Raw genomic sequence first — 16,533 nt, forward strand, 5'->3', positions numbered from 1 at the left:
TAAAAACTTTCGACTAAAATAACGTATCCCTCTTTAATCAGAATATACTTCATACTCTCCGCTTCGACCTGTAAATTATGCTGAAAAAATTGTATAACTGAATTTAGTCAACTGACGACCCAAGAATAAGTTTGTTATCACTAAGAAAATGCGAGCTACAGCATGCAATTTAAAGCAGATACTGTTAAAAAATGGCACACGAAATCAGCAAGTTGCATGTATCTACTTAACAACTAATCATAGTGTTATAAACGTCATACTCTTTAAGCTTAGCTAAGCTAAGCCACATATAAAAACAGAACCACCTAGCTACTAACTTTCTTCATACACTGAACGACAAATATATTCTTTATTGCTAATCATTGAAGAGTTTTATCTGTCGACTATTATCTTTCAAAGAACTGCTAATACTACTGTTTTTGGTACTCTGAATTTATTGATAAATATATCTACTTGTTGATAGGTATATTTATATTACACTCTGAACCCTTATTACTATTGACCTATATCCGGAAGTTACAGCTATATATTGTGTATTGTTATTGTAAGAACAAGGACTCATCACCCCTTGGCCGCAGGTTCAAGTTCTATTGGGGCCACCAAATTCAAACCCTTACAAGCTAATGCCTGTAAGGGTTTGAATTTGCTTAAATTTCATACAAATGTACTGATACTATTGAAGTATGATGACTACTTTAGCTGAAAAACTGGAATAGAATTAAACCATCTACAAAACATATTGAAGAAGAATATTTAGTGACTATCATTCCTATTACCTAATGACAATCCAGCTATCAAACGTTTTAGTTTTGTAGAAGTTGAAATCGCAAATAATCAATCTTATTAAATAGTTAGTATGATTTTAGACATAAAAAACCCTCCCAACACTATAGTCGATCCACTATAAAATAAATACAGCGATACGAGGTACATTTTGTGCCGCCTCTGTCTGCGTAGGCACAGCAAGCAAGAAGAATGTAACCCATATCGCGTAGTTGTACCTCTTTTATTTAGGACTGACTATATAAAATATACTCTCATCCAAAATCAAAAATCCATCGTTGCTGAAAGCATAAATGTGCGCGGCTCACCTAAAGCAAGATCATTATAATGTGCCGTTGTCCAATAGGCTTTATTCATCACGTTATCGACGCGTGCTCGAATGGTGAGAGGTGTTTGATTAACAGAAGTGATATAACGTGCGCCAAGATCGTATGTGGTGTGACCTGGTAACGACTGTATATTATCATTTTCAAGGTATTGTTTAGACACAGCATTTGCATTCGCTGTTAGCGTTAAATTTTCTATAAAAGGCAAATCCCACTCTGCCCCAATTTTCGAGTACCACTTTGGAACACCTGCGGCTTGATTGCCTTCATTAACACCATCATTTGTTTTAGTTAACTTCGCATCAATATAGGTAATACCACCCATCAAGCGTACGCTTTCAGCAGGCGACCCAAAGAACCCCCACTCTACACCTCGATTACGCTGTTCACCAGCATAAGAGAAAACATTAGTATCTGTGTCGGTATAACTATTGGGTTTTTCAATTTCGTAGAGACTAAGGGTATGAGCAAACTCGCCAAGATCCATTTTTATCCCTATTTCTTTTTGTTTGGTTTTATAAGGAGCAAATATTTCACCCGAGTTTTCTGCACTTGTTGGTGCTGTAGCGCCTTTACTTAGCCCTTCTATATAGTTCGCATACAAAGAAGTCTGATCCGTCATCTTTATAAGAAACGCCACTGACGGCGTTATAGCGCTTTCATCATACTTAGTACCTGAGGATAAGGCACCTCCCGTTTGTTCTGTTGCTAGCTGCTGATACCGAGCACCTAAGGTGAGTTGGTATTTATCCTGATCAAACGATAAGGTATCTGCAATTCCGTAGCTAGTTAAACTTGTGTCAGTCGTCAATAACAGCGGTGCGTCAAAATTTAGGCTAGGAGTTTCCCATACTGGATTATAAATATTAGTGTCATATGTATAAGTGGCGTCAAAGTACTTAGCATTTAAATTGTACTCTTCATTGTAACGGGTAACATTCGCCGCAAGCTGATGCTCAATAGCTCCTGTCGAAAAATTGCTGTTCAGCCCTACTTCCATAGAGACTCTTTCATTATCATCAGCAACGTATCCAATCGTCGTATTTATATCTCCGTCAGAATTATATACCTGCGCTTTTGCTGCACTGAGTCCTTTATACTCCATTTTATTAGCACCTAAGGCGGCATAGACAGTCGTTTGATCAGTCACATCGAACTCACCGCGTGTGATTGCGCCTTTTGTTTTAGTATCATAAAAAGCCCAGCTTGGGTTCAATAACGTATCTGGATCTGGTGCACTAGGAATATCAACTCCTGATGCTACCGTGATACCTCGAGTCGGCCCATCGACATGTTCTGTCGTAGCATAAAGGTCAGCTGAAATTCGCGTACGTTCGCCTTTCCAGTCTAATGCAAGAGAGCCTACTTTAGCTTCTTTATCCTGGTCATTAACCGCACTTTCACCATCTCTATAAGCACCGTTTACTCGAACACCAAACTGCTTATTTTCACCGAATCGGCGACCGATATCCAGGCTCCCACTAAGCTGTGAGTCTGATATGTACTTAGTTGTCAATCGAGTGAGTGGTTCATCACCTGCTCGCTTAGTCACTAGATTCACAGAGCCTCCTACGGAGCCGTTAGGTGACATGCCATTAAGCATCGCTGATGGACCTTTCAACACCTCAACACGCTCAAACATCTCAGGTGAACTACGGTAATAAGGTGCCATACCAGTCAATCCATTCACTGTCACATCGTTACTATTCGAAGCAAAACCACGGATAGAATAGCTTTCAAGGTTTTGCCCACCTGCACCACTGGTATAAACAGATGGGTCTGTTGCTGTAATAATCTCACTGATATCTGCGGCTTGCTGATCCTCAATAAACTTCTCAGTATAACTAATGGCACTAAATGGCGTCTCTAAAAAGTCTTTGTTTCCCAAAAACCCAGCATGGTTGGTATAGGTTACTTGCCCTCCAGAATAGGTTTGACTATCGTTGCCTTCAGCCACTACTGTTATCGCTGGTAGTGTGGCAGTTGGTATTTCTTGGTTTCTTCCTGAATCTCTACTTTGCTGTTCGATCTCTAGTTCATTCACTTGCTGGCTGCTGGTCAGGTTGCTACCTTCCTGTGCATAGGATGATGGCACGCAGATAAATACTGTCCCAGCAGCTATACCTAATGACATCGCAAGCTTTGCCGATATAATATGATTAAGAGCGAAAGACGGTTTAGTCTGTGTCGTCCATTGTTTAACACTACTTTTGTGATTTAGCTGCTGAAGTTGATACATAAAAACATCCTCTTATTTTAGTAAGATACAAATACGAATAAAAACACAAATGATAATCATTAATAATTTTGGATAAAAAAAATCTCTTATTTTTCATTTAATTATTTACTGGCTTTACGTTCAAAACCTCTTTCGTTTTAGAATACATCTATGAAATTGACGGATAACCTTTGAGGACATCGTCCATGATGATGTTTAATGAGGTTGGACTAGCTGCTGCTATATACCACGCATCTGCATCAACAAAAACGACATGACCATTTTTCCATGCTTTTGTTTGACGTAATAAAGGATTGCTAATGTCATCAGGGCTTATAACAGAGCGGCGCTCCATAACAGCGGTACGGTCCACAATATAAATAATATCTGGATCTGCCTGCTGTATGAACTCGCTAGAAATAGGCTGCCCATGTAGGCTAGTTTCTACCACGGTACTAGCAGGCTTAACACCCAAATCATTAAAGATAAAACCATAGCGTGACTGCACACCAAAATTGCTAAAAGCGCCGTTGTTATGTAAAACAACCAATGCTTTTTCTGGACGGTTTTTTGTGAAGTCCTGAATCTCTTTGACTCTTGTATCTAATTGCATGGCCTCATCTTCCGCCAGCGCTTCCTTATCAAAAATACGACCCAGTGTTAACAGGTGATTTTTGACATTGGCTATATGTTGCTGATGGCTGTTCTTAAAATTCACATCAAAATGTAGGGTTGGTGCAATCTCTGACAGCTCTTGATAATGAGCGGCATGAAGTGGCGTCATCAAAATAAGATCAGGGTGCAGTGCATGGATATGTTCCATATTCGGTTGCACAATAGCGCCTAAATCTTCTACGCTAGCATCATCTTTATACTGAGCAAGAAAGTGAGGTACATAATCTTTCACCATGCCTGCAATTGGCACATCAAGCTGATCTAAAAAATCCGCTTCGTTCATATCCAGTACAGCGACACGTTGCGGGCGATTAGTAATAATAGTCGTACCCATCTCATGCTCGACGATAATAGGTGTTTCTAGTGCTTGTACCGTCTGCACAGATTGCGTAGATGATTTTTCGCATCCTTGCAGTGGAATAGCTACCGAAATAGCCAGTACACAGACCCAAAAGCTTTTTTTCAAACTCATACTCTTACCCCTGATAAATTGAAGAAGTTGCACAAGCAACCACGCTCATTACGAATAATTTCAAAATCAAGATCGTATAGCTCACTTAAATTGGTTTCTGTCACAACCTGTGCAGAGACTCCGCTGAAGCTAAGCGCACCATTTTTTAGAGCTACGATATGATCTGAATAATTGACCGCAAAATTGATATCGTGAATCACCAAAATTACCGTGCGTTCCTGTTCATCACTTAAACGACGTAAGGCTTGCATGATCTGCACAGCATGTTTCATATCTAGATTGTTCAAAGGCTCATCTAATAACAACACGTCCGTTTGTTGCGCAATAGTCATCGCCAAAAAAGCCATTTGACGCTGACCGCCACTCAATTCATCTAAATAAGCATGACGTAAAGACTCTAACGCTAAAAAATTAATCGCCTCATCAATGACTCGTCGATCCTCTATCGTCAAAGAACCACGACTATACGGAAAACGTCCAAAAGAGATCAGCTCCTCCACTGTCAATCGTAAATTAAAGCCCGGGGATTGCCGCAGTGTGGCCACATGATGAGCATATTCAGAAGTACGCATTTCATTGATTTTTCGACTATCAAGTGATACATAGCCACTACTGGGCTCTAATAGCCTAGCCATCATCATCAATAAAGTAGACTTACCTGCACCGTTAGGACCTATCAATGAGGTGACACGCCCTTTTGGAAACGCTAGAGAGACATCTGATAGCACGGATTTTTTGCCATAACTTTTATGGAGGTTACTAACGGTAATCATATAATCCCTCTAGTACGAACAGTCAATGCCAGAAAATAGATACCACACACTAGATTGACAAGAATACTGACACTGGTTTGATAGTTAAAAACATGCTCAACAAAAATTTGAGCCACTAAAAATACAGCTATAGAGACCGCACAACCTATAGGTAATGTGACTTTATGCTTACTACTTCCTGCAAGCGCATAAGCTATATTGGCAATAAACACACCCATAAATGCCGTGGGACCAATCAAGCTAGTTGACACAGCGACGAGAATGGCAATCAAAGCCAAATATAACTTGACGTATTTAGCATGGTTGATACCAAGTGACATCGATTGCTCACGACCGAAAGCCATCACATCTAATACAGGTAACGTCTTACGACTCAACCATAGCGCCGTTACTACTGCTAGTACGCCACACCAAACCATTTCAGGATTGGCTCTATTAAAAGAGGTATAGCTTAACCCTTGAAAAACCGAAAACTCACCTGGACTGATACGAAGTTGAATAAACTGTGTGACCGTACCAATGACCATTGTCAAAACCAGACCAAATAGCAGCAGCATAAAGACATCGCTTTTGCATCGAGGTAACAGCAAATGATGCAGTGCCCACGAATACACCAGCATCAACATGATGGATACGATGAAATTACCACTGACGCCTAACATCAGTAGCCCATTCGTACCCATAACCAGGAGCAACAGCGCTTGCCATAGCAGATAAACAGCCTCATACCCCATAATTGAAGGCGACAAAATACGGTTGCCTACAATGGTTTGAAAGACAATGGACGAAACAGCTAAACAGACACTACCAAGTACAATAGTTACTAGACGCATGAAGCGTTTCGGAATCAAATAATCAAAATCTAAACCTGAGCCTATCAATAAAAAAATAATTGCTAAAATGAGAATAAGTAGAAGCATAGTCCACATTTTTACCGCTTGACTCATCTGACACCCCTCATAATCAACATGAGGAAAATCACACCGCCCACCCCACCAGCAGTAAGCCCAATAGGGACCTCGAAAGGATAAATAATGACTCGCCCAAAAATATCACAAATAAGAAGCAAACAAGCACCGCTCAGCGCAACGACAGGTAATGTTCGTGATAAATTCTCTCCATATTTCAAAGCGACTAAATTAGGAATAACAAGGCCAACAAAAGGTATCGCGCCAATAGTAATAACCGATGCCGCGACGGTCACCGACACTAAAATAAGCCCCAATGCGGCTGTCGCAGCATAACGCAATCCTAAACTGGCCGCCATTTCCTCACCCATGCCCATTACCGTGAAACGATGCGCATAAAAATAAGCCAATACAATGATGGGCAAAATAATATAAATAAGCTCATATTGACCTTGCACAACCCTTGAAAAATCTCCTAACAACCAGCCTTGCATACTTTGTAAAATATTATGCTGATAGGCATAAAACTCAGCTATCGAACTCAGCACACTGCCATACATCAACCCAAGTACAGGAATCAGTACGGAGTTTTTGAAAGTAATGCGGCTTATAATAAAAATGAAGAGCAGGCTCGCTGCAAAACAAAAGAGCATGGAAAATAGCATTTTATAGCTGGTGCTAGCACTAGGAAGCAGCGTTAGTGAGACTAAAATACCAAGCTTGGCTGCATCCAAACCACCTGATGTGGCAGGTTCGACGAACTTATTGCGCACAATGTGTTGCAAAATAACGCCACTGACAGACAACCCTACCCCTGTCAGTACCAGAGCAATCAGCCGTGGTATACGGCTCGCCGTTAGGGTCAACCACGCATCGCTTGAAAAATTAAAGAGCGCTACAATTGACACCTGCTTTGAGCCCAGCATTAGAGAAGCAGCACAGAGCAAAATGAGTAACAAAAATAGTGAGCGCATTATTGAAACTCTTTTAACTTATATAAATACGAATGACTTTTTACTCTGCGAAATACCATCACAAGTCTATAAAATGATTTGATAGGAATTTTCTCATTAAAGTATAAATGAGCATCAATCATACTATGCTTGTTTGAATAGATACGTTGAATATAGGGTGAAACTGGGAAATTGTACGGTGAATAAGGGAACTTATTCAGAATAGTATCTAACCATTTTCTAAAGTTAAAAAATTAGATAAACTCAAACACAGCTTGAGATTAGCGTAAATTACTCACCTTTAATCAGGGCTTATTTAGCGTGTTTTAGAGAATAGTAGCAGCTTGACATAAATAGTCTGACTAGATAAGTTGTGTGGGTGTGACGCCATAAAATTTGGCGAATGCTTTGCTGAAATTACTAGGATCATGATAGCCAACATACCATGCCGTCTCTTGAACACTTTTATATTCATCTAACAATAAACGCATTGCTTCCTGCATACGTAATTCACGAATAAAGCAGCCTATTGTTCTGCCCGTTTGTTGTTTGAACTGTTGTTTTAGATAGCATTCGTTTATACCCACTCGTTGAGCCAGCAAGGAGATTGTTAGCTTATGCTGGTACTCTTGGCGAATAATATCAACGGCGTGATCAATTGGACTTTTTTGGTTTATTAGTCGGCCAGATTTGTCCTGAATACCAAACATATCTTGACAGAGAAGCAGCGCTTGACTCTCTAAAATCAGGCGATCGCTTAAAGTGTAGCAAGGCAGTGAGAGAATATAAGCTGCGCGAGCAAGTAGCCTTGACTGGTTTGATAAACGAACTTGAATCATTTCAGGGTCTTGATCGTCAGCTGGCAATAACCAAGCCGGCAAATCGAAGCTTTCTGCCCAACGTGACAGTAGCTCTTGATTAAAATCGATTGATACCACATGGCTATTTATGGATAGTTTCTGCAAATACTCAGTATCGGTAGTAGAGTTTATATCACCAAAATCTCCTGATCGTCGCCAAATTTGCTGCGAGTGAATGTATGTATCGGTACGTAAGTTACTAGCATGTAACGTATAGTTTGCATCTACAATCAAATGCATGCCAACATCACAAGAAAATGGTGCAGCGGGTTCAACCACAGGTTGCTGATCAGTGATGCAGTTTCGACCGAGCACAATACCGTTATGCAAGTTCAGCAAGTCACCGTAACCAGAGCTACCATCGTAAATTGGACGTTTAATCAAATAATCAGAATCAGGGCGATCAAAATTCCAATATTTGGTCTGATAGTGGTCATAAAATGTGTTCAAGTCTGCCATAAAAATATAATCACGATGTTTTAGGTTGTGGTTTGAGTGAGTAAAGAATAGACGTTTTATTACATATTCAGATAAAACAGGTTTACTTGAATGAGTGGTCAGTTATCAACTCTTGAAGTAATCATAGCATTATTCGCAATAAACAATCATTTTAATGTAAATGATTATCAATTAAACATAAATAGCTGGAACTAATATATCAGGATGAAGCAATAATGAGCCTACTTATAGCCAACATAAAAAATGAACTGGATGATATTAAAGCATTATGGAAGCCTACTGATATTGCAAAATTCAATCAATTGACCGTCAAGCTGGCCAAACTGAAAGGCGAATATGAATGGCATAATCATGAACATGAAGACAAGTTATTTCATGTACTGTCAGGGCAGTTATTTATTATATTACAGGACAGAACTATAGAGGTTAATGCTGGCGAAGTGGTCGTTATTCCCAAGAATACTGACCATAAACCTCATGCACCGACTGAGACTAGCGTGATGTTTTTTGAACCTTTATAAAACAGAGCTCGCACTTGATGATAATTCTAATTACCAGTTAACGAAATCAGCACATGTAAGATAATGTCACAACATACTATTTAGTTGAGCTACATCTATATGATATAGGATGAACCAAGCGATTTTTAGATGAATAACATTCATTCAAAAACTAAATAGTGAACTATATTATAATTCATCATGTATCAAACCTCTTATTTTCAGACGCTCTAAAATACAAATTATCGTGATTAAACGGTATCACTGTCACGTATAGCATCAGTTACTAGTGCTTGGTAGTCTGATTGATTTGGCAACTAAATAGTGATATGGAAAGCTTGTACGGGTTTGTCCAAATGGCGCGTATACCCACACATGTAATTTTTGGCAAACATAAGAGTGAGGTTATTGCAGATTTAGCTACGAGCTCTGAAGGTGCTTGCTATATTAACTGGCGGCTTAAACAGGACAGTATTGACCCTTACTTAGCTCAAGTATGCAAACAAGCATTTGAGCTGGCATAAAAGTACTAATACTCATATGGAGGATATATTGACTGGACTTCCGCTACGTGTAAGTAATCTAAGCGCTGTACATTGCATAAGCGCATTGACCTTACTGTCGAATACGTAGGTATAAATTTAGGATGTTCTAGACTAAAAGCGCCACAGCAAGAATACTTAGTGATATAGTTAAGTTATACCTTAACAGTTTGTTATTCACGTTATGTGAGGACCATTTGCAATGTTTCACTTACCTTTGCTAAATGCATTAAAAACTTTTGTTATAGCAGGACATTACCTTAATTTCACTAAAGCTTCTGAAGATCTATTAGTCTCGCCTTCAGCCGTTAGCCATCAAATAAAAACATTAGAAGAGTATATTGGTGTCAAATTGTTTATTCGAGAGAATCGAAATTTGACACTTACGATAGAAGGGTCTCAACTGCATGCTTCTCTCGAAGAACCTTTTAATCAGATTGCCCGTACCTTGCACAACACACTACAAAATAGAGAAAGAGAGACTCTTAACGTTTCTCTGCGTCCATTTTTTTCTAGTACATGGCTAGCCCCACGTTTAAACGATTTTTTGAGAGAGAATCCTCAAATACAGATCAACCTGACTCACGGTATTATTGCTCCGGACTTCTTGACTAATCATATTGATGTTGCAATAGTCTGGGGAAAAGGAAATTGGAAAGGTATAGAGGCAAAACTTTTAATGCCAGGAAATTTGGCACCTGTTTGTAGCCCAATTCTTATTGAACAGCAAGGCTATCCAAAAAATCCATCTGATTTAAAGAACTATACTTTGATTCATGATGAGGACCACTCTGCCTGGGACACATGGTTAGATCAATCTGGCACAGAAAATATTGGTTTCAAAGCTGGTCTAATAATTGATGATACTAATGTTAGAGTTCAATCCATACTCAATGGTCAAGGGATCATGCTAGGTTGTCCCACTCTATTGAAGGAATACTTAGACGATGGACGACTGGTTAAGTTATTTGAATCATGTTTAAACGACTATTCTTACTACTTGGTATATTCTAAAAATGCATTATTGACTCATAATATGAAAATCTTTATTGACTGGATTACGAGTGAAGCACTAATCAGTATTAACCCTGAACTTTAAAAACTATAAGATTGATGTGAGAAAATAACATTCATAAAAAATATAATACTAGTTTATTTTCTTATTAGTTGGAACTTTACATGTGATGTAAACTCCCTATTGTAGGATCCAATGCAAGTTCATGAAATCCTACAATAAAATCAGATATTATCTATAAATTAAGCATATATTTATAGTATAAAAAAACATATTGCGATACTGCTCTTAAACGTCCAATTCATACACTTACTTTATATCTAAACATTTAGATGCCCAACAAGAAATAGCTAGTAACTGATCATCTTGCCTAGCCTGACCAATCAGCTGTAAACCTAATGGTAGACCTTGCTTATCAGTTATCCCAGGCAATGTCACCACCGGTAATCCTAATACTTGCCAAGGTCGACTCATATGTGGCTGCCCTGTTGAAACATGACCCAGAGGTGCTACACCTGGTGCAGCAGGAGCTAATATTACATCCACACCTAAATGTTTAGGGTCAGACCATAACCAATGGCCAATCTCAGCCACCTCTTTTAACGACTTCTGATAACTTTCATGCGTCATCTTACGACCTTTTTCGAATAGACCTTTCAAAGCTTCAGAAACCTGTTCATCATATTCAGCTTCATAACTTAGGTTACGAACGACTTCCCAAGCCATGATATTTTCGTGATGTTCTACTAGGCGCTGAATAGAATCACAACTAGACATCTCAATTATTTCTGCTCCTACTTGGTGTAAACAATCACTAAACTGCTTTAATGCGATATCCATATCAGGATCACTTCTACCAATAATATCTCCCTGACATACAAGAATACGGTAAGGGCGGTCACACGTTACCGAAGATATCTTAGGCTGTAATAATAAAATACTACGCAACAGTTCAATATCTTCTACCCGATGAGCAAACAGACCAAGAGAGTCTAATGATTGAGCTAACGGCTGTATACCACGTAAAGAGTATTCACCTCGACTACCTACATAGCCTACAACACCACAATACGCAGCAGGGCGAATAACCGATGCTGCCGTTTGAGATCCGAGTGCGACGGGCACCATAAAATCAGCAACTGAAGCAGCAGAGCCACTCGATGAACCACCAGGAGTACGTTTCAAATCTTTAGGATTACGTGTTTTACCTGGCTGAAAATATGCAAATTCCGTTGTCACCGTTTTACCTAGTATGATCCCACCAGCCTGCGTTAGCAAAGTAACACAGCTAGCATTATCTACTGGCTGTCTGCCACGATGAATAGACGACCCCATCTCTGTTGGCATACAACGTGTATCAATAATATCTTTAATAGCAACAGGCAAACCTTGCAACACACTATTTTGATAAAACGTCTTATTTTGCTGGTATTTTTGCAAATACTCTTCTCGAGATAAAAGAAATTGCCAAGCCCCAACTTCTGTTTCACGGGCTTCAATTTGATCGTAATAAGCATTGATTAGCTCTTCAGCAGTACAATCACCGGCGGCAATCGCATCTAATGCTTGGCTTAGGCCCAGTTCTTTTAGATTAGTTTTGGATTTTTGTTTACTCATAATCCTGACTCTTTTAAAATTTCACTAAAGAAATTTGATGGCACATCAGCGACTCCACCACCAATACGTCCGGCTTCGCCACGATCTTCAATCATACCTAGCACTACCATTGGGCCACCTTGATACTTGTCAACTTTACGCGCACAGGTAACAGCAAAACGGTCGCCGAACCCAGAGAAAGAGCTGGTTAACGCTTTTTCTGGACGAGTTAATGCATCTTCGGGTAAATAGTTTTTGAGAGCATCATAAGATGCTGATGCGGTATTTAAAACTTGGCCACCCAAACCAATAAAGTCAACAACAGCACTATCACCAATCGCACCAACAGCGGTACGACCAGAATGAATAGCCTCGACTTTCCCTCTTACTTCAGGTGCAGGCATGGTGAACCAAATACCAGGTTTAGTCGCAATTTGAACCCCAAACTCATGACCATTTCCACCCGCCTTAGTAATCAAAGAAGCCCCCTCAACACCCTCGGGCGCAGACATGATCAGACTACTCGCTGCCATCCAAACATTGAGCGAAAATGCTAGCGCACCATTTAAAAAAGTTTCAATAGTTTCTGGTATATCATCACGATTCACCTCAAACAGTAAATCAGCAATTAAAGCTGACCCTGCAATCGTACGTCCATGGCAGTCATCGCCTTTATCTAACGCAGTCTTAATAATAGGTAGTAAATCAATTGGAGTAGATAATCGAGGTTTTATCCAGTCGCTTAGTTTGCTATTCAGCCAGGTTAAGTGTTCTTGAAGCTCTGGATCTAATTTACCTAAGCGAGTACAGTGCAACATACCTTCATTCAGCACTGAATATTTACGCGCAGTTAGATTATTGGCGTCTGCTACAATTATTAGTTGCATTGAGGGCGAAACCACTCCTGCTAACGGCACAACTATATTATGGTCTTGAGCAGCTGCAATATTAATCTGCCCTTGCAAGATCATATCTTTAGCCTGTGTATAACTATCAGCCCAACCTTCCCATACAGCTCCTACACAAAGAGAGTTCATAACTGGGGTTGGAATCGTGTCCACAGAACTAAAAGGTGGACCAGCGTGAAGCAGTATATTGTCTTGCTCAGTCACAACATCACTGACTAGACACATTCCAATCCATTGAGGACGACATTTTGAGACTCGATCAAAAGCAGTTTGATCAGCAGCGGATAACAACATAAACTATTCTCCTAAAACGAATACCATCAACTAAGATGGCACTCGTATATAATAAAAATAAGGAACATAATTGACAAAGAACTGAGGATTAACCAGCTTGAACCCAGCTCTCACTATTTGCTAAAGCAGCTGATTGAGCAATACGATTCAGGAAATCGCGCTCTACAGTTGTTCCTGGAAGTTGTGTCCCATTGACTTCAATAGACGCAGCACCAGCAGGTTGAAAAATAGCAAACATTTCATGTTTGCCAGTTTGAGTTTCTTCAGGTGGCAGTGCCACTGCAAAAGGCTCAGATAAATCTTGCCAGATCATACTCAAGGTAACATCACTACCAGCAGAATGGGCAATACAAGCCTGTTGCTTTGGATAATCTACTTCTGTTTTGAAGCTGGCATCAGAAATATATTCTAAACTGTCTAATGCAACTGCTTTACGAAATAGGCCGAACTGACGGACAAAGTTTTCAACTAGATATTGAGCCAGCTCTAAGTTATCTGTTAAGCACTGACGTACTGCTGAATCATCCTTTTCCTGATAAGGATTATCCAATACCAGAATAGCCTCACCACGTCCATAATCTGACGCAGCAATGCGAAAATATAAAGCAAGAGTAGAATAGTCGTCTTTAGTAGTATCTTTCTTTAAGTAGATAAATGGATTATCTCCAGTCCAATCAACTTTCCCTGTACGAATAGAGTTCATAATATAAATCCTTATATAGTTTATTTATCATTTACGAGTTAGGTAAATGCTTCTTAAGCGCGCGCTTTCGCTTTGGCCCTTAACTGTTCAAAATTAGATGTAGGTTGCCAACCCAAAATTTCTTTTGCAGCGGAACTTGAAAATACTGACGCTCTAGGATTCTCCTGAAAACGTCGTGGTATAGTGATCTCTGGCAGTTCACCAATAACATTCTGATACCAATCCAGTGTAGGTTTTGGATTTGATGTATCATCAGCACTTAGAAAAAACGTACCGTAACGCAGCCCTTTAGCTTTTAGTGCACAGTCAAAAGCAGTCGCTACATCTTCAGCCGTTACATAGTAAAACAACCAATTACGATCGGGTGCATCAACAAACTGAATGTACTCCTCCAACGTTTCATCAAGAACAACTGCTAGTGGACGTAGACAAATCACATCCATATTAGTACCATCTACAAAGCTTTTTGCCATTTGCTCCATAACTATTTTGGAGACACTATAAGCTTCAACTGGTCTATTCTCATGTGTCTCATCAATAGGCAAACGAGTTGGCTTCCAGTCAGGGCGCATCTCGCTCAGACCACAGGCCGACACACTAGAACAAAGTACGACCTTCTGTACATTAGCCTCTGAAGCTGCTTGTAATACATGCCAAGTGCCTCTCACATTGACATCAATGTACTTTTCAGGTGCACATTTCCAGTCATAATCTAAAGCTGCCAAATGCACCACTGCATCAGCACCTTCAAACGCTTTGCGTAATTGTGGTAGTTCCATCACATTTGCTTCAACATATTCAACGTTCTTATCACCTGGGACTAAATCAGCAACAACTACTTCATAACTCTTCAGCAACTGACGGACAACATATTCTCCTACACGACCAGCACCACCCGTTACTACTACACGTTTAATTGACATAACATCACCTAATATATTTCAAGTTATTATTTATAAATCTAGTAATTTTTTGCTTTTTTTAATACTTAGCGCTAAGCGTCAAAGATCTAAAACCACTTCTGAAGAAATTGCACGTGAAACACACAACATCATATAATCATTATCCGCCCTCTCTTCCTCTGTAAGAACAGAGTCGCGATGATCAGGAATACCTGATAGCACACGCGTCTCACAGGTGCCACAGACACCATCTCTACAGGAAACGGGGATTTTTATACCTGCTTCGCGCAGTACGTCTAAGGCGGACTTACCATTAGGAATTTGAATACGCTGACCTGTACTGTTAATAACTACATCAAAAGCATTACCAGAAGTGTCAACAGGATTGGCAGCAAAACGCTCAATATCCAAACTCCAAGTTGGATTGACCTGTTGCTCATCTAGCAGCTCTAAAGCATCTAAAAGTGGTTTGGGACCACAGGAATAAACAGAGGTTTCAGCATCACAAGTTGCTAATAAGCTTGGTAAATCTATAAAGCCATCTTTTTTATCACCATGAAGCGTAATACGAGATTGATCGTAATTTGCTAACGTATCTAAATATGACATCCGACTACGTTCTCGAGAAAGGTAAACAAATTGCCAATCTAAATCTTCTGTATCAGCTTGCTGTAACATTGCCAATAAAGGCGTTATACCTATACCACCAGCAATAAACAAACATTTCTTGCGAGGAGAAAAAGGAAAGTGATTGCGCGGATTAGAGACTTTTATGGTGCTACCTTGACTCAGTTGGTTATGAATAAACATTGAACCACCGCGTCCTCGCTCTTCGCGCAGAATAGCAACCTTCCAGTGAGTACGATCAAGATAGTCACTACATAGCGAGTAATGGCGCAACATAATGTCATCATCCATACCGTTCGGTGCACCAGCAGAGACTTCTAACACTAATTCAATATGTGCACCAGGCTGCCAAGCAGGCAAAAGTCCACCATCAGAAGCTACTAAGGTTAATTCAGTAACATCCTCAGTTAACTGTTGCTTAGCAGCTACCTTAACCACAATATAATCGTTCATAGCTATAAGCTCCCTTTATAGTGCTCCGCTATATAAGCGGAGCTACAATTCCAAATCCGTTGAAAAAACAGTTATAGTTAATTTGAGTAATTAGATCATTCAGCTAAGATACTTTCTAAGTAATGTTGAGTGGGTTTTTCCTCAGATCCAGCGCGTTTTTCTTCGGCTCTATACTTATCAATGAGCCAATTTTGCAAGCGCTGAATAACTAATTCATGCGATGTTAAATAACCACGAGTAGCATATTTAGACTGCATTCCTTTCTGCACTCCTTTCCAAGCAAATAAGTCTTCTTCCATGACTTGCCATAAATCGTCATGCTCTTGCTGAAAATTCTTTTCATAGCTTTCTAATGCTAGAGTAGATTCAGGATACATCCACGAAACCCCATACCAAGACTCAGTTGCACCTTTAGGTAACCACATGAAATATTTAACTTTATCCGGCATTGCAACGATCAATAAGTTAGGAGCTACTGTAACGTAGGTCAATTGCTTACGTTCCTCATCAGTCAAAGTATCGATAGGAGGCTGAAGAATAGAACCCGTATTTGTAGGGGCAGCATC

15 protein-coding genes are annotated in these 16,533 nt (G+C 39.7%); 3 read left to right on the plus strand and 12 right to left on the minus strand.

Annotated features, from left to right (window positions below; genetic code table 11):
• Positions 1-1,047: 1,047 nt before the first annotated feature.
• The 6 genes from ACT3QN_RS13000 to ACT3QN_RS13025 form a co-directional block, all read right to left on the minus strand.
• Entirely contained in the window at positions 1,048-3,348 is a 2,301-nt protein-coding gene (locus ACT3QN_RS13000; RefSeq protein WP_444523449.1) for a TonB-dependent receptor, read from the minus strand.
• A 148-nt stretch (positions 3,349-3,496) separates the two neighbouring features.
• A complete protein-coding gene (locus tag ACT3QN_RS13005; RefSeq protein ID WP_444523448.1) occupies positions 3,497-4,474 on the minus strand; it encodes a siderophore ABC transporter substrate-binding protein in 978 nt (325 codons plus the stop codon).
• A complete protein-coding gene (locus ACT3QN_RS13010) occupies positions 4,471-5,247 on the minus strand; it encodes an iron ABC transporter ATP-binding protein (protein WP_444523447.1) in 777 nt (258 codons plus the stop codon). Before ACT3QN_RS13010 ends, ACT3QN_RS13005 begins: the two co-directional genes overlap by 4 nt.
• On the minus strand, positions 5,244-6,194 hold the full coding sequence (locus ACT3QN_RS13015) for an iron chelate uptake ABC transporter family permease subunit (protein ID WP_444523446.1): 951 nt from the start codon (positions 6,192-6,194) through the stop codon (positions 5,244-5,246). Before ACT3QN_RS13015 ends, ACT3QN_RS13010 begins: the two co-directional genes overlap by 4 nt.
• On the minus strand, positions 6,191-7,129 hold the full coding sequence (locus ACT3QN_RS13020; protein ID WP_444523445.1) for an ABC transporter permease: 939 nt from the start codon (positions 7,127-7,129) through the stop codon (positions 6,191-6,193). The genes ACT3QN_RS13015 and ACT3QN_RS13020 overlap by 4 nt, the downstream gene beginning before the upstream one ends.
• A 341-nt stretch (positions 7,130-7,470) precedes the next feature.
• Positions 7,471-8,427 (minus strand): helix-turn-helix domain-containing protein, encoded by a 957-nt coding sequence (locus tag ACT3QN_RS13025; RefSeq protein WP_444523444.1) that lies wholly within the window; start codon positions 8,425-8,427, stop codon positions 7,471-7,473.
• Positions 8,428-8,642: 215 nt separating this feature from the next.
• Between ACT3QN_RS13025 and ACT3QN_RS13030 the strand changes: the two genes are divergently transcribed.
• From ACT3QN_RS13030 to ACT3QN_RS13040, 3 genes are all read left to right on the plus strand, one after another.
• Positions 8,643-8,948, plus strand: a complete 306-nt coding sequence (locus ACT3QN_RS13030) for a cupin domain-containing protein (protein WP_444523443.1) — start codon at positions 8,643-8,645, stop codon at positions 8,946-8,948.
• Between the two features lie 284 nt (positions 8,949-9,232).
• Positions 9,233-9,451: a hypothetical protein gene (locus ACT3QN_RS13035; RefSeq protein WP_444523442.1), complete on the plus strand. Its 219-nt coding sequence runs from the start codon at positions 9,233-9,235 to the stop codon at positions 9,449-9,451.
• 220 nt (positions 9,452-9,671) lie between these two features.
• Positions 9,672-10,568, plus strand: coding sequence for a LysR substrate-binding domain-containing protein (locus tag ACT3QN_RS13040; protein WP_444523441.1), 897 nt, complete (start codon positions 9,672-9,674; stop codon positions 10,566-10,568).
• Positions 10,569-10,793: 225 nt separating this feature from the next.
• Here the strand turns inward: ACT3QN_RS13040 and ACT3QN_RS13045 are convergent, their stop codons facing one another.
• The 6 genes from ACT3QN_RS13045 to ACT3QN_RS13070 form a co-directional block, all read right to left on the minus strand.
• On the minus strand, positions 10,794-12,101 hold the full coding sequence (locus ACT3QN_RS13045) for an amidase (protein WP_444523440.1): 1,308 nt from the start codon (positions 12,099-12,101) through the stop codon (positions 10,794-10,796).
• Positions 12,098-13,282, minus strand: coding sequence for an oxamate carbamoyltransferase subunit AllG family protein (locus ACT3QN_RS13050; RefSeq protein WP_444523439.1), 1,185 nt, complete (start codon positions 13,280-13,282; stop codon positions 12,098-12,100). The genes ACT3QN_RS13045 and ACT3QN_RS13050 overlap by 4 nt, the downstream gene beginning before the upstream one ends.
• A gap of 88 nt (positions 13,283-13,370) precedes the next feature.
• A complete protein-coding gene (locus tag ACT3QN_RS13055) occupies positions 13,371-13,985 on the minus strand; it encodes a hypothetical protein (protein WP_444523438.1) in 615 nt (204 codons plus the stop codon).
• A gap of 53 nt (positions 13,986-14,038) precedes the next feature.
• Positions 14,039-14,908 (minus strand): NAD-dependent epimerase/dehydratase family protein, encoded by an 870-nt coding sequence (locus ACT3QN_RS13060; protein WP_444523437.1) that lies wholly within the window; start codon positions 14,906-14,908, stop codon positions 14,039-14,041.
• Between the two features lie 78 nt (positions 14,909-14,986).
• On the minus strand, positions 14,987-15,967 hold the full coding sequence (locus ACT3QN_RS13065) for a PDR/VanB family oxidoreductase (protein WP_444523436.1): 981 nt from the start codon (positions 15,965-15,967) through the stop codon (positions 14,987-14,989).
• A gap of 95 nt (positions 15,968-16,062) precedes the next feature.
• On the minus strand, positions 16,063-16,533 hold a 471-nt coding region (locus tag ACT3QN_RS13070), incomplete at its 5' end, for an SRPBCC family protein (protein ID WP_444529282.1).

The sequence above is a fragment of the Psychrobacter sp. AOP7-C1-14 genome, from assembly GCF_052376135.1.
Classification (GTDB): Bacteria; Pseudomonadota; Gammaproteobacteria; order Pseudomonadales; family Moraxellaceae; genus Psychrobacter.